The 23,286-nt window shown below is 62.7% G+C and carries 21 protein-coding genes; 13 read left to right on the top strand and 8 right to left on the bottom strand.

The genetic code is table 11. The annotated features are described in order from the left end of the window. Nucleotides 1-51: 51 nt before the first annotated feature. From pxpB to ACN50D_RS13940, 5 genes are all read right to left on the bottom strand, one after another. Nucleotides 52-666 (bottom strand): 5-oxoprolinase subunit PxpB, encoded by a 615-nt coding sequence (pxpB, locus tag ACN50D_RS13960; RefSeq protein ID WP_082845682.1) that lies wholly within the window; start codon nucleotides 664-666, stop codon nucleotides 52-54. After that, nucleotides 663-1,424 carry a LamB/YcsF family protein gene (locus ACN50D_RS13955; protein ID WP_064443091.1) on the bottom strand — a complete coding sequence of 254 codons (762 nt, stop codon included), beginning with the start codon at nucleotides 1,422-1,424 and terminating at the stop codon, nucleotides 663-665. Before ACN50D_RS13955 ends, pxpB begins: the two co-directional genes overlap by 4 nt. Before the next feature lie 34 nt (nucleotides 1,425-1,458). After that, nucleotides 1,459-2,340 carry a metal ABC transporter permease gene (locus tag ACN50D_RS13950; protein WP_003945811.1) on the bottom strand — a complete coding sequence of 294 codons (882 nt, stop codon included), beginning with the start codon at nucleotides 2,338-2,340 and terminating at the stop codon, nucleotides 1,459-1,461. Then, nucleotides 2,337-3,179 (bottom strand): metal ABC transporter ATP-binding protein, encoded by an 843-nt coding sequence (locus tag ACN50D_RS13945; RefSeq protein ID WP_020723636.1) that lies wholly within the window; start codon nucleotides 3,177-3,179, stop codon nucleotides 2,337-2,339. Before ACN50D_RS13945 ends, ACN50D_RS13950 begins: the two co-directional genes overlap by 4 nt. 120 nt (nucleotides 3,180-3,299) lie before the next feature. Further along, the gene (locus ACN50D_RS13940; RefSeq protein ID WP_042920537.1) at nucleotides 3,300-4,250 is read right to left on the bottom strand and encodes a metal ABC transporter solute-binding protein, Zn/Mn family; all 951 of its coding nucleotides are present in this window, start codon (nucleotides 4,248-4,250) and stop codon (nucleotides 3,300-3,302) included. Nucleotides 4,251-4,389: 139 nt separating this feature from the next. Here ACN50D_RS13940 and ACN50D_RS13935 point away from each other — a divergent pair, with 139 nt between their 5' ends. Beyond that, entirely contained in the window at nucleotides 4,390-5,478 is a 1,089-nt protein-coding gene (locus tag ACN50D_RS13935; protein WP_003945452.1) for a LacI family DNA-binding transcriptional regulator, read from the top strand. A gap of 3 nt (nucleotides 5,479-5,481) precedes the next feature. Here the strand turns inward: ACN50D_RS13935 and otsB are convergent, their stop codons facing one another. Continuing rightward, a complete protein-coding gene (otsB, locus tag ACN50D_RS13930) occupies nucleotides 5,482-8,022 on the bottom strand; it encodes a trehalose-phosphatase (RefSeq protein ID WP_003945932.1) in 2,541 nt (846 codons plus the stop codon). Between the two features lie 87 nt (nucleotides 8,023-8,109). After that, a complete protein-coding gene (kstR, locus tag ACN50D_RS13925) occupies nucleotides 8,110-8,748 on the bottom strand; it encodes a cholesterol catabolism transcriptional regulator KstR (protein WP_003945752.1) in 639 nt (212 codons plus the stop codon). Between the two features lie 94 nt (nucleotides 8,749-8,842). On the opposite strand from kstR, the gene ACN50D_RS13920 reads away from it, so the two are divergent. The 6 genes from ACN50D_RS13920 to ACN50D_RS13895 all read left to right on the top strand — a co-directional run bounded on the left by ACN50D_RS13920 (nucleotide 8,843) and on the right by ACN50D_RS13895 (nucleotide 15,883). Continuing rightward, nucleotides 8,843-11,005 carry an acyl-CoA dehydrogenase gene (locus ACN50D_RS13920; RefSeq protein ID WP_211921429.1) on the top strand — a complete coding sequence of 721 codons (2,163 nt, stop codon included), beginning with the start codon at nucleotides 8,843-8,845 and terminating at the stop codon, nucleotides 11,003-11,005. 83 nt (nucleotides 11,006-11,088) lie between these two features. Next, complete coding sequence (locus tag ACN50D_RS13915; protein WP_050657065.1) at nucleotides 11,089-12,129, top strand: acyl-CoA dehydrogenase family protein; 1,041 nt, start codon at nucleotides 11,089-11,091, stop codon at nucleotides 12,127-12,129. Beyond that, the gene (locus ACN50D_RS13910; protein WP_007734012.1) at nucleotides 12,114-13,265 is read left to right on the top strand and encodes an acyl-CoA dehydrogenase family protein; all 1,152 of its coding nucleotides are present in this window, start codon (nucleotides 12,114-12,116) and stop codon (nucleotides 13,263-13,265) included. Before ACN50D_RS13915 ends, ACN50D_RS13910 begins: the two co-directional genes overlap by 16 nt. Before the next feature lie 7 nt (nucleotides 13,266-13,272). After that, nucleotides 13,273-14,274: a bifunctional MaoC family dehydratase N-terminal/OB-fold nucleic acid binding domain-containing protein gene (locus ACN50D_RS13905; protein WP_211921623.1), complete on the top strand. Its 1,002-nt coding sequence runs from the start codon at nucleotides 13,273-13,275 to the stop codon at nucleotides 14,272-14,274. A 2-nt stretch (nucleotides 14,275-14,276) separates the two neighbouring features. Then, nucleotides 14,277-14,717 (top strand): MaoC family dehydratase, encoded by a 441-nt coding sequence (locus ACN50D_RS13900; protein WP_020968404.1) that lies wholly within the window; start codon nucleotides 14,277-14,279, stop codon nucleotides 14,715-14,717. Next, on the top strand, nucleotides 14,714-15,883 hold the full coding sequence (locus ACN50D_RS13895; protein ID WP_003945661.1) for a lipid-transfer protein: 1,170 nt from the start codon (nucleotides 14,714-14,716) through the stop codon (nucleotides 15,881-15,883). Before ACN50D_RS13900 ends, ACN50D_RS13895 begins: the two co-directional genes overlap by 4 nt. Before the next feature lie 111 nt (nucleotides 15,884-15,994). Here ACN50D_RS13895 and ACN50D_RS13890 read toward each other — a convergent pair whose 3' ends face one another. Next, nucleotides 15,995-17,305 (bottom strand): HNH endonuclease signature motif containing protein, encoded by a 1,311-nt coding sequence (locus ACN50D_RS13890; protein ID WP_211921431.1) that lies wholly within the window; start codon nucleotides 17,303-17,305, stop codon nucleotides 15,995-15,997. Between the two features lie 85 nt (nucleotides 17,306-17,390). Between ACN50D_RS13890 and ACN50D_RS13885 the strand changes: the two genes are divergently transcribed. The 6 genes from ACN50D_RS13885 to ACN50D_RS13860 all read left to right on the top strand — a co-directional run bounded on the left by ACN50D_RS13885 (nucleotide 17,391) and on the right by ACN50D_RS13860 (nucleotide 23,264). Then, on the top strand, nucleotides 17,391-17,957 hold the full coding sequence (locus tag ACN50D_RS13885; protein ID WP_073512042.1) for a GNAT family N-acetyltransferase: 567 nt from the start codon (nucleotides 17,391-17,393) through the stop codon (nucleotides 17,955-17,957). A gap of 31 nt (nucleotides 17,958-17,988) precedes the next feature. Beyond that, nucleotides 17,989-18,990 (top strand): AraC family transcriptional regulator, encoded by a 1,002-nt coding sequence (locus tag ACN50D_RS13880; RefSeq protein WP_211921433.1) that lies wholly within the window; start codon nucleotides 17,989-17,991, stop codon nucleotides 18,988-18,990. Nucleotides 18,991-19,124: 134 nt separating this feature from the next. After that, nucleotides 19,125-19,535: a VOC family protein gene (locus tag ACN50D_RS13875; protein ID WP_047269632.1), complete on the top strand. Its 411-nt coding sequence runs from the start codon at nucleotides 19,125-19,127 to the stop codon at nucleotides 19,533-19,535. A 126-nt stretch (nucleotides 19,536-19,661) separates the two neighbouring features. Next, a complete protein-coding gene (locus tag ACN50D_RS13870) occupies nucleotides 19,662-20,855 on the top strand; it encodes a serine hydrolase domain-containing protein (RefSeq protein WP_070160475.1) in 1,194 nt (397 codons plus the stop codon). Nucleotides 20,856-20,958: 103 nt separating this feature from the next. Next, nucleotides 20,959-21,807: a mycofactocin-coupled SDR family oxidoreductase gene (locus tag ACN50D_RS13865; protein WP_047269630.1), complete on the top strand. Its 849-nt coding sequence runs from the start codon at nucleotides 20,959-20,961 to the stop codon at nucleotides 21,805-21,807. Next, complete coding sequence (locus ACN50D_RS13860) at nucleotides 21,804-23,264, top strand: MFS transporter (RefSeq protein ID WP_047269629.1); 1,461 nt, start codon at nucleotides 21,804-21,806, stop codon at nucleotides 23,262-23,264. The genes ACN50D_RS13865 and ACN50D_RS13860 overlap by 4 nt, the downstream gene beginning before the upstream one ends. Nucleotides 23,265-23,286: the final 22 nt, after the last annotated feature.

The raw sequence follows: 23,286 nt of genomic DNA, 5'->3' as shown, positions 1-23,286 counted from the left end.
ATTGTCCCGCAACAGCGCGGTGAAGACACCAAAATCATGCTTGCACCAAAATCATGCACGAACAAAGGTGACTGTGGTGCCGGGTAGAAGCAGCGCCGGCGGGCGGCGCTCGGCATCCCACACCGACAGTTCAGTCGTTCCGATCAACTGCCACCCGCCTGGGGAACTACGCGGGTAGACGCCCGAGAACGGTCCGGCCAACCCGACTGCACCGGCCGGGACCTGCCTGCGCGGGTCCGATCGACGTGGAACCTCGAGCTTTCTCTCGTTGCTGGTCAGATACGCGAAGCCGGGGGCGAAACCGATGAACGCGACGGTCCACGACGCAGACGTGTGAGCGTCGATCACACCGTCGACCCCGAGGCCGGTCAGCTTGCCCACCTCTACGAGATCGGGGCCGTCGTAGCGGACCGGAATCTCGACAGCAGACCCGCTCTCGTCTGCTGTGAGTTCGATCGGTACGGCCCCACGTACCCATTTCTCCACCAGTTGGTGCGCGGTGATCGTGTTGTCGTACTCGATCAAGATGGTTCGCGCCGCGGGAATCAGGTCGATCACGCCGGGGATCCGACTGGCGTCGAGAGCCCTGAAGTTGCCCAGCACACTCGGCAGTTCGTCGTACTCGACGAGGACTGCGGATTCACCGGCGGGCAGGATCGCGATCATGTGAACGGCGTGATCTCGACGTCGGAAGATTCGAGGAGAGTGCGGATTGCCACGGCCATGTCGACGGCTGCCGGACTGTCACCGTGCACGCACACCGATGCGGCAGAGACTTTCAACGTGCTCCCGTCGACTGCGTCCAACTCGCCGTCGACGACCATTCGCCGAACCCGCTCTGCAACAAGTGTCGGGTCCTGCAGAACGGCGCCCGACTCGGTGCGGGGGACCAGGGTGCCTTCCGCCGTGTACGCACGATCGGCAAAAGCCTCGGCGACCACGTCGAGACCGGCCTCGCGCGCCTCTTCCAGAAACACCGAACCCGGTAGTCCGAGAACAGGTAGCGAACTGTCATAGGCAACGACGGCGGCGACCACGGCCCGCGCCTGCCGTCGGTGATGGACTATTGCGTTGTAGAGCGCGCCGTGGGGTTTGACGTACGTGACCCGCGATCCGGCGACACGAGCCAAACCGTCGAGCGCCCCTACTTGATAAATGACGTCGGCGGTGAGGTCCTTCGGGGAGACGTCGATGAAGCGTCTGCCGAAACCGGCGAGGTCTCGGTACCCCACCTGCGCGCCGATCCGGACGCCGCGGGCGGCGGCGGATTCGCAAGTCGCCAACAGCGTTGTCGGGTCGCCGGCATGGAATCCGCAGGCGATGTTCGCGCTGGTGACAAGTTCGAGCATGGCGTCGTCGTCGCCCAGGGTCCAGGCTCCGAAGCCCTCGCCGAGGTCGCTGTTCAGATCAACGCTGTAGCCCATACCTCGATTCTAGGTAGGTATGGGCTCTCGGTGTTCAGGCGTGCGCCGGAATCCGTCCGGCATTCTTGCGACGTGCGGATCCGAAGAGTCGGCATATCAGGTAGATCACGAACGAGACCGAGGTGACGAAACTCGAGACGGGAACGCCGGGGGCCAGCGAGAGAAGGATGCCGCCGACGGCTGCCAGTTCGGCGAACACGACGGAGAGGATCGTGGCCTTGAGTGGGCTTGCCGTGACGTACGCGGCGGCCGCTGCGGGGGTGATCAGCAGCGACATCACCAGCAGAGCACCGACGATCTGTACGCCGAGTGCTGCGGTGATGCCGACCAACACTGCGAACACGATCGACAGTGCCCGGACCGGAACACCGCGAGCTGCAGCAACTTCGGGGTCGGTGCTTGCGAACAGCAAAGGGCGGTAGATGAATCCGAGTGTGCCGATCACGATGACCGCGCACAGCAGCAGAAGTTCGAGACCGCTGTTTCCCGGCGCCACGATCTGTCCGACCAACAACGAGAAGCTGGTTCCCGTGCGACCGTCGTACGCCCAGAGGAACAACACCGACAGGCCGAGGCCGAAAGCCATGATCACGCCGATCACCGAATCTCGGTCGCGCGCTTTGGCTCCGAGCAGTCCGAACAGCACTGCCGCGACCACGGATCCGACGATGGCACCGAAGCCGACGCCCACACCGACGAGAAGTGCGGCGGATGCGCCCGTCAGTGACAGCTCACTCGTTCCGTGCACCGAGAACGACATCTGACGGCTCACGATCAGCGGCCCGATGATGCCGGCCAACAATCCGAGGATGGCACCGGCAATCAACGCCTGTTGGACGAAGTCGTACTGCAGTAGGTCGACGGTGGCGGACACGTCGAACATCCGCGACATCGCGTCGGTGAACTTGTTACTCACTGGTGGTGATCCTCATCAGAATGGTGAACGCCTTCTCCCGGGCGTAGTCCGCCTGCGCTGCCGAGCGCGTCGATGGCGTCTCCGGTGCCGATCACGACGAGGCGGCCACGAACCTGCAACACTTCGACGTCGGTGTTGTACAGATCCGAGAGAACCTCGGACGTCATCACTTCGGCCGGCGTCCCGATCCGGAATTTACCGTCCACCAGATAGAGCACTCGATCCACCAACGGCAGGATCGGATTGATCTCGTGCGTCACGAACAGCACCGCGGTGTCGTGGCTGCGCCGCCGCTTGTCGATCAGCGTCGAGACCAGGTGCTGGTTGGCGAGGTCGAGGCTGAGCAGCGGCTCGTCGCACAACAGTATCCGCGGGTCGCCGACCAAAGCCTGTGCGATCCGCAGTCGCTGCTGCTCACCGCCGGACATGGAACCGATGGGAGCGTCGGCGAACGACTGGGCGCTGACCTGTGCGATGGCGTCGTCGACGATCTTGCGGCGACGACCCCGACGCAGTAGGCCCGTACCCCACTGGTGACCGTCGACGCCGAGGCCGACCAGGTCGCGGCCGCGGAGCGGGAGGCCGTCGTCGATCGATTTCTGCTGCGGGATGTACCCGACGTGTGAGTTCCCGGCCCGTGCCGGCGTGCCGACGATCTGTGCACTACCGCCGCTGAGTTGTAGTTGGCCCAGCAGAATCTTCAGGAGCGAGGTCTTGCCCGACCCGTTCGGCCCGAGTACGGCGATGAACTCACCTGGCTGTACCTCGAGATCGAGCCCGTCCCACAATGTGCGGGCGCCGAAGGACAATCGAGCGTCCTTCAGCGTCACAGCGGGCACGGAGGCCTCTGAAGGCGCGGTGTTACCAGAAGGCACGGTGTTACCAGGGGGCACAGGAGTATTCGCGGAAGTTTCTGTCACAAGCCGATCGGTTCTTCTCGGAAATGGTGGGGCAAATAATTACTGGGCAGAGAGGGCGTTTGCGAGCGACTCCGCGGTCTGCGTCTGCCACTGAATGTAGTCCAGGCCCTCGGGGAGAGTCTCCGTAACCTCGACGACGGGCACTCCGGCGGTTTCGGCTGTGGTGCGCATGTCCTGGGTCACTTTGTCCTGCGTCTGGATGTTGTAGACCAGTGCGCGGGCCTGCTTCTCCGAGAGGAGTTGGCGGGTTGCGGCGATTGCGGCCGGTGACGGATCGTTGCCGTCTTCGATGGCGCTGGTGAACTCCTCGGGAGTTGCGTCCTTCAGTTCAGCTGCGACCAGGAGGTAGTGCGCGATCGGCTCGGTCTGAGCCACCGGTGCGCCCGCGTGGGCAGCGGCGATGGAATCGGTGATCGCTGTGACGCCGGCGAGCTTCTGGCTGTATGCCTTCGCGTTGTCCTCGTAGGTCGCCGCGTTGTCCGGATCGAGAGCGCTCAGCTGATCGGCCACCGAATGTGCGACGGCGTCGACGGTCGGGATGTCGAACCAGACGTGTTCGTTGACTGCGCCGTGGGTGTGACCGTCATGCGATTCGCCCGCGGTTTCGCCGGCGTGGATGCCGCCGTCGAGCAGGTTGTAGGCGTTGACCGTCTTCTGCTCGCCCTTGCCTGCGTCGAGGACGTCGGTGATGAACTGGTCGTAGCCGCCACCGTTGTAGACGACGAGCGATGCGTCGGTGATCTTGGCGGCATCGGCGGGAGTCGCCTCGAACGAGTGCGGGTCCGCGGACGGCTCGTTGATGATCGACGTCACGGTCAGCTTGTCGCCGGCGACGGCCTGCGCGACGTCGCCCCACACGTTCGTCGATGCGACGACGGTGATGCCGTCGTCCTTCGAGGAGGTTGAGCTGCACGCGGTGAGCGCGAATGCTGCGGCGACCGAGACGGCCGCGAGGGCGGTGGCGGTGCGGAATTTCGACGACGAACGCACGTGCTTTTCTCCTGAACAAAGGCTGGGCTAAATGCTATTGGAAACCGTTACCGTTACACATTAGCGCATAGTCGCTGGTAGTTCACCTTCGGTTCAGCCCCAACGCGCCGTCTGCGGGCACTACGGCTAACGTCCGTTTATGCCCCGGTCCCGTCAGCCACGCCGTCAAGCCACTTTGGCGTCGCTTGCCGCCGAGCTCAATGTGTCGAGAACTACAGTCTCGAACGCGTACAACCGACCCGATCAGCTCTCCGTCGAGCTGCGGGATCGAGTGCTCCAAGCGGCCAAGCGACGCGGATACCCCGGACCTGATCCGGTCGCCCGCTCTTTGCGAACTCGCAAAGCCGGCGCCGTCGGTCTCCTGCTCACCGAAGCACTCAGTTATTCGTTCCGCGACCCGGCCGCCATGAGCTTCCTGGCCGGTCTCTCGGAATCGTGTGAGGACGCGGGCCAGGGCTTGCTGCTCATCCCGGCCGGGCCCGGGCGCGACGAGGTGGATGCTGCGGCCGTGGTCCAGCAGGCGGGCGTCGACGGCTTTGTCGTCTACTCGGTGGCCGACGACGACCCGTATCTTGCCGCCGTGCTCGAGCGTCACATTCCGATCGTCGTCTGCGACCAGCCGCGCGAGATTCCCGGTGCATCCCTCGTGGGCATCGACGACCGCGCTGCCATGCGCAAGGTCGCCGACTACCTCATCGGTCTCGGACACCGTGACATCGGCGTGCTCTGCATGAGGCTGGGGCGCGACCGGATGGACGGCGTCGTCAGCCAGGAACGACTCAAGTCCCCACACTTCCACGTCCAGCGTGAGCGGATCGAAGGAGTGCGCGACGCGATGGTGGCGGCCGACATGGACCCACTCTCACTCACCGTGATCGAGCGGTACGTCCACACATCGCAGTCCGGGCACTCGGCGGCGGCGGAAGCTCTCGCGACCAACCCCGAGATCACCGCACTGGTCTGCACCACCGACGTGCTGGCTCTCGGCGCTTTGGACTGGGCGCGCTGGCAGGGCATCGATGTACCTGGCCAACTGTCGATCACCGGATTCGACGGCGTCGACGAGGCGCTGCGCGAATCACTGACAACGGTGCGCCAGCCCCAGGAAGAGAAGGGCCGGCGCGCCGGTGCGCTCCTGATGTCGCCGTCTGGATCCGGCGTTCCGATAGTCGAGATGCTCGACACTGAACTACTGGCCGGGCGAACATCAGGTCGGATCAAGGGGTAGCGCTCACGCCAGGAGTTGGGCGCAGCGCAACAATCCCAGATGGCTGTACGCCTGGGGGTGGTTGCCCAGCGAGCGTTCCGCGATGGGGTCGTACTCCTCCGCGAGTAGTCCGGTAGGACCCGCTGCCGCGACCAACTGATCGAACAGTGCCTCTGCTTGCAGGCGTTGTCCGATCAGCAGGTAGGCCTCGACGAGCCAGGCGGCGCAGAGGTGGAACCCACCTTCGATGCCGGGCAGACCGTCGTCGTGATGGTATCGGTATACCGTTGAGCCGCTGCGTAGTTCGGCCTCGGTGGCTACGACGGTCGCTGCAAAGCGCGGATCCGTCGGATCGATCAGCCCCGACAGTCCGATGTGCAGAGTCGCCGCGTCGAGATCGGTACCGTCGTAGGCTGCGGTGTACGACTGGACGTCGTCCTTCCAGCCTTTGTGTCGTACTTCGTCGGCGATCTGGTCACGCAGTTCCGCCCACTCGGGCAGAGCCTCGCGAGAAAAGCGGGTCGCAAGATCGACGGCGCGGTCGACGGTGACCCAGCCCATAACCTTGGAATAGACGTGGTGGCGCGGGTTGTCGCGAATTTCCCAGATGCCGTGATCGGGTTCGAACCAGCGCCGCTGCACTGCTTCGACCATGGCGCACACCAGTTCCCAGTCGCGGTCGCTCAAAGGATCGGGATCACCGGCCTTTTCGCGTGCATTCGCCAGTTCGACGATGAGCTCGACGATCGGGCCGAACACGTCCAGTTGAACCTGCTGATTCGCGGCGTTTCCGACGCGGACCGGCCGGGAGCCGGCGTATCCGGGGAGTGAATCGATGACGGCCTCTGGCGGTAGCGAAGTCCCGTAGAGCGTGTAGAGGGGGTGCAGGCGCTCGGGTCCCGGCAGTGTTTCGAGCACGCGGTGGACCCAGTCCAGGTAGTTCTCGGCCTCGTCGGTGGATCCGACGCTCACGAGAGCTGTTGCGGTGAGGGCGGCGTCGCGCAACCAGCAATAGCGGTAGTCCCAGTTGCGGACTCCGCCGATCTCTTCCGGCAGGGACGTCGTCGCGGCAGCCATGATGGAACCGGAATCGGCGTGGACCAGCCCGCGCAAGGTCAGTGCAGAGCGTTTCATCAAGTCCGGCTTCAGCTTCGGGAGTTCGAGCGTCTTGGCCCAATCGGACCAGTAGGCCTCCGAGGTCGCTCGACGCTCCAGCTCCGGAACGTCGGAAGGGCCGATTTCTTCTGTTCCGCAGCGCAATTCGAGGACGACGTCACCCTTGGACGGCTCGACGATGGCGTGGGCGGTCTGCTGGTTTCCGTCGGTGGCGATGTTCCACAGCACGCCGGGGGAGCGGAGTACGTACGGCTCGTTGGTGCCGAGGACCCGAATGCCCTCGTCGACGACCTCGAGCGTGACCTGACCCTGGCCGAACTCGGGACGGGGTGCAAACGAGACGATCGCGTCGGCCTGACCGGAAATGATGCGGGTCAGGTCGGTTCGTCCCTGTGGGACGTCGTGGGGGAGGTAGTCGGTGACGGACAGGCTCGCCCAGCGGGTCTGAACTGTCATCGTGCTGTCGATGTACTTCTGGCTCAGCGGCAAGGCTGTGCGTCGAGGCCCGACCGAGAAGTGGCCGGCCCCGGTTCCGCCGAGAAGGTGTGCGAAGACGGCCGCTGAATCCGGTTCCGGGTGACACAACCAGGTCAGCGTCGCATCCGGGGTCACCAAAGCGACGGTGCGCGGACTGGCGAGCATCGAGAGTCGCTCGATGGGCGGAGCGTCGGCGCCGGAAAGCCACGTACGACGCTCGTCGAGCAGGAACGCCAGAGCGGCAGCGACGTCCTCGGTGCTGTCGACGCGATAGTCGGCGACGGTGTCCCCGCTGCCGACCTTGATTCCGATGTCCGGCCCCTGAAGCCTGCTGAACGCCTTTTCGTCGGTCACGTCGTCCCCGATGAAGACGGCAGCGGTTGCGCCGTCCTGATGGCGAATCAAGTCGAGTGCGTGGCCCTTGTCGGTGGCGATGACAGCCAACTCGACCACCGATTTGCCCTCGGTGACCTGAACGCCTGGCCAGAGTGCCGATTCGGTGCGGACGGCGATGAGCGCCTTCTCGGCGTCGTCGGCACTGGTGTTGCGTACGTGCAGTGCAACGCTGGCGGGCTTCTTCTCCACCGTTGCCCCAGGGGTGTCGGCGGCGATTCGGCCCAACTCGGTGACGATCTCGTCGAGCAGTTTCCTGGCGTCGGCGTCGATCGCGTGAACGAATCCGATGTCGAACTCGGAGCCGTGGCTGCCGACCAATTGCACTTCGGCGGGAAGTCGGGACAGCGCAGCCAGATCCTTGAGGGCGCGGCCCGAGATCACGGCAGCCGTCGTCGACGCGAGGCTGGCGAGAGAGCGAAGCGCACGCACCGTTTCCGCCCGGGGATACGCCTTGTCCGGGTTGGCGACGATGGGTGCCATCGTCCCGTCGTAGTCGGAGGCTACGAGCAGACGCGGTGTGCGTGCCACGCCTGACAGCGCTCGGCGGAGTTCGATGGACAGATCTTGTGCGCTCACCTCTTCAAATCTAGGTGATGCAGCGACTCCTGGCTCGATACGTTTCCGGCCGATCAGTGCAAAAATGACAGATGCGACAAAGGATGTCTATTCGGGTTTCCGAGTTCCGTCACCGAGCAGCAGTTCAACCGTCAATTCCAGTCGATTGGCGACATCGGTAGCCGAAGAGCGTCGCGTGAGCCATGCCACCAAATTGGACAGCCACACATCGGAGATCACGCGCGCGATCGCCAACTGCTCTTCGGTTGGCTCCTCTTCGGTCATCGCTCGTGCGAAGAGGCGGTCCATCAACTGGCCCACCTGATCGACCTCGGCCGCTGCGGAGGCGTCGGCGAACATGAACGCGCGAGTCATCGCTTCGGTGAGGAGCGGATCGCGCTGCATCGCGCGGGTGATGAGGCTGAGGATCAGCTGCATCCGCTCGAGCGGGCTGGTTCCAGGTGGGATCTTGCCCTTGGAATCGATCTTCTCGAATTCGCGTGCCAGGGCGGACACCAGTAGGTGAACCTTGGACGGGAAGTAGCGATAGAGCGTTCCGACTGCGACGTCGGCACGCTCGGCCACGGCGCGCATCTGAACAGCCTCGTAGCCCCCCTTGGACGCCAAGGCGAGTGTTGCGTCGAGAATCCGCTTGCGGCGTTCACGTTGCGCGTTGGAGCTGAGATCGTCGTCCCCGAGCGTTGCAGAAGCAACCGCGTTGGAGCGGGATCGGGATGTTGTGGTCATCGACAAATTCCTTCGCGCCTTGACTCTTGGCCAGGTGTCATATTAGAACACGTTCTAAACAATTGTGTCACTTATCGAGAGGCGGGAACCAGTTGTGACAATCGCCACGACCGATGAACAGCGGGCGGTCCAGGAATCGATAGAGGCCTGGGCTCGCTCGGCCACGCCGATGGACATGGTACGCCGTGGACCAGCAGTTTCGTGGCGGGAGAAATGGTCCGAGTTCGCGTCTCTCGGGATATTTTCGGTCGCCGTTCCCGAAGCGGTAGGCGGAGCCGGGGCCGAAATCGTCGATCTCGCAGCAATGCTCGAGCAGGCGGCAATCGAACTCGTGCCGGGTCCTGTTCTCACGACTGCACTCGCAGCTCTGGTGGTGGGGCGTAGTTCGTCGCCCGCTGCCAAGCGATGGTCCGAAACGCTCGCCGACGGTGCGCTGCCGTGTGCCGTCGTATTGGACGAAAGTCCAGTTGCGGCAACGGTGAATGCGTCCGGCGGCATCGAGCTTCATGGCGAAGGAGGTTACGCCTGGGGCGGCGATTCGGGCGTATCGGTACTCGTGTCGGCGGGCGTCGTGTCCGAAGACGAAGGCTCGCGTGTCGTCTGGGCTCTCGTCGACGGAGACGGCGAAGGCGTGACCTACGAAGCGGTCGACACGATCGACAAGTCGCGACCACTGGCGCGAGTCTCCTTCGATCGAGTGACGGTCGATGCCGACCGAATCCTCGATGACATTGCGCCAGGATCGGTTTCCGACCTAGCGGCGGTACTTGGGGCTGCCGAAGCTGCCGGAATTGCGGCGTGGAGCCTGCGTACTGCGGTGGAGTACGCGAAGATTCGCGAACAATTCGGAAAGCCCATCGGCTCGTTCCAGGCGATCAAACACATCTGCGCCGAAATGCTGTGTCGCGTAGAGAATGCCGGAGCCGTCGCCTGGGATGGTGCGGTCGCTGCCGAGTCGGGCGACGAACTTCCGATCGCCGCAGCAGTGGCCGCCGCGGTGTCGCTGGATGCCGCTGTCGACACGGCAAAGGACTGCATTCAAGTGCTCGGCGGCATCGGATTCACCTGGGAGCACGAGGCGCACTTCTACCTTCGTCGAGCACTGTCGCTCCGGCAGATTCTGGGCGGATCGTCTCATTGGCGCGCACGCGTCGCGGAATTGACGATCGGCGGCGCACGGCGTCACCTTCAGATCGACTTGAGTGAGCTCGAATCCGACCGGTCCGAAATTCGCGAAGAGGTAGCGCAATTGGTGGCGCTGCCCGAATCCGAGCAGCGCAACGCGTTGGCCGAATCGGGCTACCTTGCGCCGCACTGGCCCAAGCCGTACGGCCGGGGCGCCAAGGCCGCGCAACAGATTCTGATCGAAGAGGAATTGGCGGCCGTCGGTATCGGCCGACCCGATCTGGTGATCGGCTGGTGGGCAGTGCCGACCATCCTCGAGCACGGCAGTGCGGAGCAGATCGAAAGATTTGCGACTCCGACGCTCAAGGGCGAGATCACCTGGTGCCAGCTCTTCAGTGAACCCGGCGCAGGTTCGGATCTTGCGGCACTGCGGACGACCGCGGAAAAGGTCGACGGCGGTTGGAAGCTGAACGGCCAGAAAGTCTGGACTTCGCTTGCGCGTGAAGCTGACTGGGCCATCTGCCTCGCCAGGACCGATCGCGAGGTTCCCAAACACAAGGGCATCACGTACTTCCTTCTCGACATGAAGACGGCTGGGATTCGGATCTCGCCGCTGCGCGAGATCACCGGAGATGCCCTGTTCAACGAAGTCTTCCTCGACGACGTCTTCGTCCCGGACGAGTGCGTCGTCGGCCAGCTCGGTGGAGGCTGGAAACTGGCCCGAACGACCCTCGCCAACGAGCGGGTCGCAATGAGCGGTGGCTCTTCGCTCGGCGGTGCGATGGAGGAATTGCTCGAGCTGGCCGGCGACCCCGATCCTGTGGTGGCAGACAAGCTCGGTGGGCTGATCGGAACCGCCATGGTGGGCTCACTGCTGGAATTGCGCACGACACTGCGGCAATTGGACGGTCAGGATCCGGGTCCGGCGTCGAGCGTCCGCAAGCTGGTGGGCGTGCGCCAGCGTCAGAATGTCGCGGAGTTCGCCATGGAATTGGGTGGTACTGCCGGGTGGGTGGAGGGCCCGCTTTCGCGTGAGTTCCTCAACACGCGATGCCTGTCGATTGCCGGCGGAACCACGCAGATTCTGTTGACCGTCGCCGCGGAGAGAATTCTGGGCCTGCCCCGTGATTAGACGGCGTGAGTAGAGGCCTTTAGAAATGTCCACGTTGGTGATACAACTAGAACACGTTCTACATCAGAGACAGGATTGCCAGCGTGGACTTCACTCCCGATGAAACCCAGGAAGCGGTAGCCGAGGTGGCTACCGCGCTCCTTGCCCGCGAACTGGAGCCGGACGCGCTCTGGGCGGCATTCGCCGATGCCGACCTGCTCACGCTGGCCCTGCCCGAGCGTCTGGGCGGCGAGGGACTCTCCGTCGCCGACGTCGGTTCCCTCCTCGTCGAGGTCGGCCGGGCCGCCGCTCCAATTCCGGCTCTCGCAACCCTCGGCTTCGGTGTACTCCCCATAGTCGCACTGGGGACCGACGCTCAACAGGACGAATTGCTCACCGGAGTCGGCGCCGGACGGGTGTTCACCGCGGCGCTCGGTGAGCCGGGTCAGCAGTTCCCGGCACAGCCGTCGACCACCGCCCATCAGTCGGGCGACTGGTATCGCGTCAGCGGGACGGTGCTTGCCGTTCCCTTCGCGGCGAGCGCACACAGAATTCTTGTGCCCACCGACGCCGGAGTCGTTCTCGTCGATCCGACCGCCGCCGGCGTCGCATTGACGCCGACTCCCAGTGCGTCCGGCAGTCCGGAGTTCGCAGTCACCATGGACGAGGCAGTCGGTGAACTTCTCGGTGCCGGCGAGGAAGCCGTCCAGACGCTGTACCGGATCGCCACGGCAAGCATCGGAGCCGTTGCAGACGGTTTGGTGTCCGGTGCCGTCGATCTCACTGCGGCGCATGTCGGCTCGCGTGAGCAATTCGGTAAGCCGCTCGCCACGTTCCAGGCAGTCTCACAACAGATAGCCGACGCGTACGTCACCTCTCGGACCCTTCACGTCGCGGCGTTGTCGGCGTCCTGGCGCGTGTCGGAGGGCCTGGACGCCCAGTCGGACCTCGACGTCATGGCGTACTGGATCGCCCAAGAAGTGCCTGCCACGATGCAGGTGCTTCACCACCTGCACGGCGGTCTGGGCGTCGACGTCACGTATCCACTTCATCGTTACTACTCGACTGCAAAAGACCTGGCACGCCTGCTCGGCGGTGCTTCGCAGCGACTCGACCTCGTGGGGGCCCGGTGTTCATCGATCTGACCGACAGTCAGCGCGCATTGCAAGCTGAACTTCGACGCTACTTCTCGACGCTGATCTCGCCCGAAGAGGCCAAGATCATGCGCGTGGAGCGGCATGGCCCTACCTATCGCGAGGTCATCCGTCGTATGGGCAAGGACGGCTGGCTCGGCGTCGGCTGGCCGGTGGAGTTCGGCGGACGTGGGTTCGGTGAAGTCGAGCAGCAGATTTTTGTCAACGAGGCTGTGCGGGCGGATGTCCCACTGCCTTCGGTGACGTTGCAGACCGTCGGTCCGACCCTGCAGAAGTACGGCAGCGAGGAGCAGAAGCAGAAATTCCTGCCCGCGATCCTCGCCGGTGAAGTGCACTTCGCGATCGGCTACACCGAACCGGAAGCCGGCACCGACCTTGCAGCACTGCGCACTTCGGCGGCACGAAATGGTGACGAGTACGTCGTCAACGGCCAGAAAATTTTCACCACCGGCGGGCATGACGCCGATTACGTGTGGCTCGCCGTGCGGACAGGGTCTGCCGATTCACGGCACCGCGGCATCTCCATCCTGATCATGGACACCAAAGATCCCGGCTACACCTGGACCCCGATCATCACCTGCGACGGTGCGCATCACGTCAACGCCACCTACTACGAGGACGTTCGCGTTCCGGCGAACATGCTTGTGGGTGAGGAGAATCAGGGCTGGCGCTTGATCACGACGCAGCTCAACCACGAGCGCGTCATGCTCGGTCCGGCAGGTCGTGTCGCAGGGATTTACGACCACGTCTTCGATTGGGCCAAGCGTGAAAACCTGCTTGATCACGTTGACGTACGGCGCGCGCTCGGCGAGATTCATGCGACGTACCGCCTCAACGAACTGCTCAACTGGCAAGTGGCGTCGAGTGATTCGGATTCGGTGGATATCGCCGACGCTTCGGCAACCAAAGTGTTTGCGACCGAGCGTATCCAGCGGGTCGGTCGACTCGCGGAAGAGATCGTCGGGCGGTACGGAAATCCGATCGATCCCGAAACTGCTGATCTCATGGAGTGGTTGGACATGCAGATCAAGCGCAACCTGGTGATCACCTTCGGCGGTGGAGTCAACGAGGTGATGCGCGAATTGATTGCGACCGCCGGCCTGAAGCTTCCTCGCGTTCCGAGATAGGAAACAAATCGTGTCAGATCCCATTCTCACTGCTGCCGAGCGGGTTCGAGAGGACGGGCCAAGCGCTCCTCGCGCCGGCCGGGACCCCGTGAACCTGCCGATGATCCGCAACTGGGTCGAGGCGATCGGTGACGAGAACCCGATCTACGTCGACGAATCGGCTGCCCGCGCCGCCGGACACGACGGAATAGTCGCACCGCCGGCGATGGCGCAGGTATGGACGATGCGCGGTCTGGGGGCAATTCGAGAAGCCGACGATCCGTTGGGCCGGATGACGGACATCCTCGACGAGGCCGGATTCACGTCCGTCGTCGCGACCAACTGCGATCAGATCTACCACCGCTACTTGAAGCCGGGTGAAGAAGTCACCATCTCCTCGGTGTTGGAAGACGTTGTGGGACCTAAGAAGACAGGTCTTGGTGAAGGGTGGTTCTTCACTACCCGTAGCTTCTGGCGGGTCGGCGAAGAACTGGTCTCGGAGATGATGTTCCGGATCTTGAAGTTCGCGCCGCCAGTCAGCGAGAGTTCCTCCACTGACGTGCCTGCGGACCTGGACGCATCTCGAATGCTGCGTCCGACAGCATCCCTCGACACGCAGTTCTTCTGGGACGGTGTCGCCGCACACGAGTTGCGTATTCAACTGCGTGCGGACGGTTCGGTACAGCACCCGCCGGTGCCCGCGATCTGGAAACACAAGTCGGAGCAGACCGACTACGTGGTGGCGTCAGGTCGGGGAACGGTCTTCAGCTTTGTCGTTCACCACGCCCCCAAGGTTCCTGGTCGGTCGTTGCCGTTCGTCGTTGCCCTGGTCGAACTGCCTGAGGGTGTGCGGATGCTCGGCGAATTGCGCGGCGTCGATCCGTCGAGTGTGTCGATCGGAATGGAGGTGGAGGCGATCTACCTCGACTTCCCCGGAGACGACGGAACCGGGGGAACTCCCTGGACTCTGTACGCCTGGCAGCCGGTTTCTGTGTCTGCGGTGTCTGCGGTTTCTGCGGTGAAGGAGTGACGATGACTTTGACGACGGATATCACTGTGGGAGAGGTTCTTCCGCAGCTTTCGATTTACGGCGACCCGACGTTTGTGGTCTCGGCGGCGCTCGCTACCCGCGATTTTCAAGATGTTCACCACGACCGCGATCTCGCACAGAAACGCGGCTCGAAAGACATTTTCGTCAACATCCTCACCGACACCGGCTTGGTGCAGCGATTCGTGACCGATTGGGCCGGACCGCGGGCTGTACTCACGTCGATCAAACTCCGCCTCGGAGTCCCCTGGTACGCCTACGACACCTTGACGCTCTCCGGAACGGTGACCTCCTACGACGAGGATCTCGTGTCGCTCGCGGTGGTCGGCAAGAACAGCCTGGGAGATCACATCACCGCACAGGTCACACTGGCATTTCCGGCGTCGGGCTCGAATGGAGACATTGAAAACGGAGACATTGAATGAGCGCATTGTCCGGCAAGGCAGCGATCGTCGGAATCGGAGCCACGGATTTCTCGAAGGACTCCGGTCGCAGTGAACTGCGACTGGCCGCCGAGGCTGTTCAAGCCGCGTTGGACGACGCCGGTCTGACACCCGCCGACGTCGACGGTCTTACCTCGTTCACCATGGACACCAACACCGAAGTGGCAGTAGCTCGTTCGGTGGGGATTCCGAACCTCAAGTTCTTCAGCCGCATTCACTACGGAGGCGGTGCCGCTGCGGCGACGATTCAGCAGGCCGCCATGGCTGTTGCCACCGGCGTCGCAGACGTCGTCGTCGCTTACCGCGCGTTCAACGAGCGATCGGGTGCCCGTTTCGGGCAGGTGAACTCCGGCCTTGTGGCGCAGGTCAATTCGTCGGGCACGGATAACGCTTTTTCCTATCCTCACGGATTGGGTACTCCTGCATCGTTTGTCGCGATGGTCGCGCAGCGATACATGCACGTATACGGAGCGTCCAGCGAGGACTTCGGTCGAATCGCCGTCGCCGACCGTAAGCATGCAGCCACCAATCCGAAGGCGTTCTTCTACGGGAAACCGATTACCCTCGAGGACCATCAGAACTCGCGATTCATCGCTGAACCTTTGCATCTCCTCGATTGCTGCCAGGAATCCGACGGCGGCATCGCGATCGTCGTCACCTCGGCAGAACGAGCCAAAGATCTGAAGAACACCCCCGCCGTTATCGCTGCCGCCGCACAGGGCAGCGGGGCAGATCAATACATCATGACCAGCTATTACCGCGACGGTTTGACCGGCTTACCGGAGATGGGCCTTGTCGGCGATCAGCTCTGGTCACAAAGTGGGCTGCGCCCGTCGGACATGCAGACGGCGATCTTCTACGACCACTTCACGCCCTATGTTCTGATGCAGCTCGAGGAACTCGGTTTCTGTGGCAGGGGAGAGGCAAAGGACTTCATCGCCGGTGGCGCAATCGAACTCGGCGGCAAGCTTCCGATCAACACCCATGGTGGACAGCTCGGCGAGGCATACATTCACGGGATGAACGGTATCGCCGAGGGTGTTCGGCAGATCCGCGGTACTTCGGTCAACCAGGTCGACTCCGTCGAGAATGTACTGGTGACTGCGGGAACGGGCGTTCCGACATCGGGGCTTGTGCTGACTCGCTGATTATCGTGGGCACAGCTTCATCAAGCGTCACGGCCGGTTGGCACCGCATCGAGGTCTCCTTCGATGCGGTGCTCGGTCCGTGTTCTGTTGTCGCCAAAGAGGTTTGACCTCTCAGGTTTTGAAGGTGGTGTTCGCCGGCCTGGGTTGCTGTCCGGGGTCGATCGAGGGCGGCGGGATGAACCAGGGCTTGTTGTCGACACCGATCCGGATTTCCCATTTCCCGACGAACCCGGATTTTCGGTGCATCAACCGGTGATGTGAACGGCACAGCAGGACCAGGTTGTTCATCACCGTCGGGCCACCGTTGGCCCAGTGCCGGATATGGTGCGCATCAGTCCACGCGGGCACGCATGTGCAGCCCGGGAACGCGCAGCCTCTGTCTCGGGCAATCAACGCCACTCGCTGTTCGGCGGTGACCAACCGTTTTCCTGGTTGCGCATCGAGCGGTGCCCCATGATCGTCGAGCAGAACAGTGGACAGGAAACAATCGCACCCGAGGAGTCGGGTCTGCGAGACCGAGAGTGGCCCGAGCCAGGGCATGTGCCCGACATCAAGATCGGACAGCTCCAGTGAGCCGTCATCACCCGAATCCGAAGACTGTGCGGCACAATCCCGATGCTCCGCCAAATCACGAGCATTGATGTGCACGTTCACATGCGGACGCTGACCACCATCGGTACCAGTCTTGGCGCAATCGAGATAACGCCGGATCAGTTCGGTGAACCCGTCCGCCGTGCGTTTCGCCGCCGACCGAGAATCCGGGGTTCCGTCCGGTGCTGGGGTGGGCATCGTCAGATTCGACAGGGCCGAGAGCAGCATTTCTCCGGTGAGGGCGTCGAAATCACCACGCACCACCACTCGACCGTTCAATGTCGAGGCGATGCGGAGCTCGTTCCGGTCGATGTCTTCGGCGGGCGGGATCTCATCCGATTCGAAGATTCGCTCCAAGGTCGCGATCGCGTTCCGCACTTTCGTGGTCGTCGCTTCCACACCCGACGCAGCCGCAAGCAGTAGGTCGATACAGCGAGGGAGCGCGGCGTCTGGCATGCCTTTCGGTGGTGATTCGCAGAACGCCACGATCAACACGGCGTGCTCGAAGGAGCAGTCCCCGCCATCGAACCGAGCCGCCACCGCCGGAAACGGCCGCAAAGCCGCACCCAGGGCGGCGATCTTCTTCCCGTCCCGAACCTGCAGCATGGTGTTCGCCGCCAACCACGAACCGACACCGCGGCTGGCGATCACCTGATCATCGGAACGCAACGAGAGTTCGTCGACCACGGCCACTCGAACGGCTTCCAGGCGCAGAATCTCCGCGCTCGCCGACACCGCAGCCGCACGTAACTCAGCAGCCGACAACTGCCACAGACGTCCACGTAACCCCACCGCAGAACCCGACACCACATCCGACAACAAGACACTCATTGAATCCCCCGATCCCCTCCCCAAATCATACTCGAACATGCGTTCGAGTCAAGAGGTGCTTTTGGGCTCGCTCTAGGATCGCTGGATGTTCACGTTGACTACGGAACGCCTTGTTCTTCGAGATTTCACTGCCGCGGATGAAGGTGCCGTCCATCAGTACGCGTCCGACCCTGCCGTCTGTAGATATGTTGATTGGGGGCCGAACACCCCCGCGGTGACCAGGACATTCCTGGCTGACGCGGCACTCGAAGCTGCGCTCGTCGAACGTCGCACGTTCACCCTGGCCATCACGTCGAAGGCCGATGGAGCGGTCATCGGTTCGGTAGCTGTGTGGGAAGTATCCGCCGCGCACCGGCGGGCGGAACTCGGTTTTGTCGTGAACCCGAAGTTCCAAGGGCGAGGCTATGCGTCGGAGGCGGGGCGCGCGGTTCTGGAATTCGCCTTTGCTCGCTTCGGAGCGCAGCGAGTGCAAGCAACGTGTCGTCCCGAGAACTCGGCGTCGGCGTCGGTGCTCACCAAAATCGGAATGGAGGAGGAGGGGCGAATGAGGGCACACATGGTGATCCGGGGGACCGCGGTGGATTCGCTGCTTTTTGCTGCAACACGACCCGCCGCCGTACAGCCAGAGATCACGTCATCTCACTTCGCGTGACCTTCCCGGGCCCTGGTGCGATACTCGAACCATGTTCGAGGATGCCTTGCTCATCGACGCGGCCGGCCGGCCCACTATGCAGCATCACCAGGCCTTTTCTCGGGACTGGGACCGCATCAAGGAGTGGTCCGACAACATCTACATGCCGTATACGGTCACGCCGATCGGAAGTCGGTTGAAGCCGGCTTCGGACATGTACTCCGCGGCAGTCGGCAAGATCGACGTCACCAGATTCTGTTACGGGATTCCGGTCTCCGTCGGTGAATGTTCGCCTGAGGCCGGAAACATTCTGGTTCTGACGACTATCAGAGGCAACGGTCGACATGCCCTCGGCGGAGGAACTGCGGTGAATACTGCCGTGGGGGAGACCTTTGTCGCCGACTGTAGCCGGACCGACTACTTCGTCGAATTCGACGAAGATCATCTGCAGCTGAATCTCACTGTGCCGCATCAGCTTGTCGCCGATCACGCCATGCAATGGTTCGGGTCGGTTCCCGACGACCGTCTGTGGCGGCACAAGTGCACCATTGGCGGGCGGGGCTCGAGTTGGCTGGCATTGATGGACTACGTCGTTCGCGCAATTGCAGAGTCGCCTGAGGCGATGTCGAGCGAAAGGCTGGGTGCCAGGGTTCAAGAACTCATCGCGGCTCAGCTTCTCGACGAGTGGGCGACGCAGGCCGGGCTGCAACTCGGCGTCGACGTCGCCTCCGCCGAACCTGCCTACGTGCGATCGGCAGAGGAGTACATCGATAGGTTTGCTCGCTCGGTGCCGACGGCATCGGAGATCGCGGCTGCGGTGGGTGTCAGTGTCCGGGCGCTCACTGCGGGATTTCGACGGTACCGAGACACCACGCCGGGGCAACGATTGCGCGCGCGTCGGTTGGAGGGTGTACGCGGCGAACTGTTGCGTTCCGACGGGAGAACCGTCTCCGAAATCGCCAACGCCTGGGGCTACGTCAATCTGGGCATGTTTGCGGCCACATACCGGAAACGGTTCGGAGAGTTGCCTTCCGAGACCCGGAATCGACTCTGAGGAGAGTTGTTTGAACGGTCATGACGATCGTTTTACGCACTCGATGAACTGCCGTGATCCGTTGTTTCGTGTCGGAGCGTTCTGCAAGGATTGAAATCGAACGTGACAGCAATCCCACGAGCTAGGAGTACGTCATGGCAACTCGACTCAATCCGTACATCAGCTTCAACGGCAATGCCCGTGAGGCGTTGGAGTTCTACAAAGAAATCTTTGGTGGCACGCTGGCGCTGAGCACGTTCGGTGAGTTCGGCAATCCCGGTGAAGGCGGCGACAAGATCATGCACGGAATGCTCGAAACCGATCAGGGATACACCCTGATGGGTGCCGACACTCCGCCCGGCATGCCGTACAACCCCGGCGACAACATCACGGTCAGCCTCAGCGGCGACGACGGCGATGTGCTGCGCGGGTACTGGGAGCAGTTGTCGGGAACGGGAACGGTGAGCGTTCCACTCGAGAAGCAGATGTGGGGCGACGAATTCGGCGCCTGTACAGACAAATTCGGCATTTCCTGGCTGGTGAATATCGGAGCGCCCCAGAGCTGACTCCAATCTCTGCCCGGTTCTGCCGAAACGAGACAGTTTTCCTGCCGTTTCGAGGCAGAGCCGGGTGTGTGATCGCCGTTACATTCTGTTCGACAAGACAAGTTGCAAGTCGGATGGAGAAATGCAGTGACGATCGAAGATATTGCGCGGAAGCCCCTTTCGAAGCAGCGCCTCGACGACGTGCTGGCGCGAGCAACTCAGGGGGCTGATCGCGTCCCGGGTGTGGTCGCGATGATTACGGATCGAGAAGGCAACATCTACGAGGGTGCTGCGGGCGAGCGGACTCTCGGTTCCGGCGTTCCGATGACCCTCGATACAACCTTTGCGCTCTTCTCCACCACCAAGGCGATCACCGGTACCGCTGTCCTGCAATGTGTGGAGGAGGGATTGCTCGATCTCGATGCACCTGCAGCGACCTATGTTCCCGACATCGGTGAGCTGAAGGTCCTGGACGGTTTCGACGCCGGCGGAAACCCCGTTCTTCGGGAACCCAAGCGTGACATCACCACTCGCATGCTGCTCCTTCACACTGCGGGGTTCGGCTACGACTTCTTCAACGAGTCGTACAACCGGCTCTCACAGGAACATGGGCAGCCCAGCGTGATCACGTGTAGCAAAGCGGCGCTCAAGACACCGCTGCTCTTCGACCCGGGTGAGAAGTGGGAGTACGGCACCAACATCGACTGGGCCGGACAGGTCGTCGAGTCGATTCGAGGTCAGCGACTCGGCGATGTCATGCGTCAGCGCATCTTCGAACCTCTCGAGATGGCCGATACGGCATTCACGATGAGCCCGTCGATGAAGGATCGACTTGCGCCGATCCATCAGCGTGAGAGCGACGGAAGCCTCACTCCGCTCATCGGATTCGAGCTTCCGGCCGAACCCGAGGTGCACATGGGTGGTCACGGTTTGCACGGCACTGTCGGCGACTACATGAAGTTCATCCGTATGTGGCTCAACGACGGCGCGGGCACTTCGGGTCGCGTGTTGTCGTCGGAGACGGTAGCTGCAGCCGTTCAGAACGGGCTCGAAGGCCAGCACGTGGGGTTGTTGCCCGGAGTTCTCCCGACGCTGTCCAACGATGCGGAATTCTTCCCCGGTGTACCCAAAGGATGGGCATACTCCTTCATGACAAATGAAGAGGTGGCACCCACCGGTAGGCCGGCCGGATCGCTGGCTTGGGCGGGTCTTGCCAACCTCTATTACTGGATCGACCGGCAGACCGGCGTCGGCGGGTTCTGGGCAACGCAGATTCTGCCGTTCGCGGACGCTGGATCCATCAACGGATACCTGGAATTCGAGACCGCCGTTTACCAGTGATCGGCTGGATTCCCGCTGTCCGGGATCGACTGTTTCTTTCGGGCGGGTTCGGAGTACGCATGCAGTACAGCGCACGCTTGCATACGACGAACTAGGAGACGGCATGAACAGCCTCGAAGGCAGCTTCGAAGGAAAAGTTGCACTGATCACCGGCGCCGCACGCGGTCAGGGGCGCGCCCACGCTGTCGCATTCGCGGAGCGTGGCGCGGACATCGTGATCTGCGACCGGTGCGAGAACAGTGATGTCGTCGCCTACCCCCTCGCAAACGAGGAGGATCTGAAGGAAACCGTTCGTTTGGTGGAAGCCACCGGTCGTCGGTGCATTGCCGTCAAGGCAGACACTGCTGATCGCGAAGCAATGGACGCGCTCGTTGCCCGCGCTGAAGCCGAGTTCGGCCGTGTCGACATCGCCGTCGCGAATGCCGGTGTGTCCGTGCCCGCTCCGGTCACGTCGATGACGTCGGCACAGTGGAACGAAGTCATCTCGTCGAACCTGACCGGTGTGTTCAACACCGTTGCGGCCGTGTCAGGTGGAATGGCGGAACGTGGTTACGGTCGCATCATCACGATTTCCTCGATGATGGGTCGATCCGGTGGCACCCAGATGGCGGCGTACGGCGCCTCCAAATGGGGCGTCATCGGTTTGACGAAGAGTGTGTCGCTCGAACTGGCCAACTCGGGTGTGACCGTGAATGCTATTGCGCCGGGGAATATCTCGACGCCGATGATTCACAACGACATGATGTACGCAATGATGCGGCCTGACCTCGAATCGCCGACGGCAGACGACGTCGAACCCGTGTACGCGACTCTGCATGCGCAGCCGGTCGGTTGGCTGGATCCCTTCGAGATCACGCGAGTAGTCCTGTTCCTCGCCGCCGACGCGAGTGCCCACATGAGTGGCATCGTGGTTCCTGTCGACGCCGGAGTAGCCGCTCGCTCGAACGCTTGACGGACAAGACTGTTCGCGCGAAAGCGCGGACCGGGTGGGTCGTCGGCGTCCTGAGTCTGAGCGGTGTGGTGGTCGCGCTGCAACAGACCTTGGTGGTGCCGGTCCTGCCTGCGTTCGCGACGGCATCGGGAGTATCGTCCTCCACCGCTTCCTGGCTGGTGACCTCGACGTTGCTGACCGGTGCCGTCGCGACCCCTCTCATCGGCAGACTCGCCGACATGTTCGGTAAGCGCGCGATGATGCTCGTCTGTCTTGCCGTGATGATCGTCGGCTGCATGGTTGCGGCGCTCAGCCAGAGTTTCTGGTTACTGATCCTCGGGCGCTCGTTGCAGGGGTTCGCGACGGCACTTCTGCCCGTCGGAATCAGCATCATGCGCGATGTCCTTCCTCCGGAAAAGCTCAGTGGTGCAGTAGCTCTCATGAGTGCGACGTTGGGGATCGGTGGCATGTTCGGTATGCCGATGGCTGGGGTGATCTCGGCGCACTGGGGACTACCCGCGCTTTTCTGGGTCACCGGTGGATTCGGGGTAGTACTGATAGTCGTCTTGCCGCTGGTGGTGCCGGAATCGGCTGTGAAGAGTCGCGGACGCTTCGACTTTCTGGGGGCCACGGTCCTCACACTCGCTATGACTGCACTGCTGCTGGCCGTTTCGAAAGGAACCGAATGGGGCTGGGCAAGCCCCGAGGTTCTGGTTCTGATCGCGTCCGGCGTGGTCTTGCTCTGTGGATGGATTCCGTGGGAACTGCACACGCCGGCACCGCTGGTCGATCTGCGGACTTCACTTCGCGCTCCGATTCTGGTTTCGAACGTCTGCGCAGTATTACTCGGTTTTGCCATGTTCATCAGCGCGTTGGCGGCAACGCAGGAACTTCAGTTGCCCCTGGCGTCGGCGGACGGTCTCGGACTCTCGGCTGCCGAAGCCGGACTGGCGATGATGCCGGGCGGAGTCCTGATGATCGGATTGGCGCCGGTGTCGTCGAAGGTGACGAGGCGATGGGGAGCGAAGGCCACGTTGGCCTCAGGAGCGATCGTCATCGCAATCGGATACGTCTTGCGTGTGCTGTTGACGCCGACGCTGGTCAATATCGTGATCGGCGCTGCCGTGGTATCGGCCGGTGTGGCATTTTCCCTGGCAGCCATGCCGACTCTGATCACCGAATCTGCGCCGATCCATCAGACTGCCTCGGCCAACGGATTCAACAGCCTGCTCCGTTCGGTCGGTACCTCCACCGGAAGCGCCGTTGCGGCAGCGGTATTGGCCGGTTCGACGGTGGTGATCGGTGCGAGCACTGTGCCGACCCTGCATTCGTTCGCGGTTTTGTACTGGATCGGAGCGGGCGTATCGGCACTGGCGGCCGCGGTGACCTTGGCAGTGAGGGTGGAGCGGACGGGGGCGGTATCGCGGCCCGAGTTACCAATTGCAGCCGAAACCGATGGCGCAACGAAGATCGGGTGAGTCGACGGACTCACCCGATCTT

The sequence above is a fragment of the Rhodococcus sp. SB1D genome, from assembly GCF_048573875.1.
Classification (GTDB): domain Bacteria; phylum Actinomycetota; class Actinomycetes; order Mycobacteriales; family Mycobacteriaceae; genus Rhodococcus_F; species Rhodococcus_F qingshengii.
Note: the sequence above shows the minus strand (reverse complement) of the source record. Positions and strands in the feature narration are given on the sequence as shown.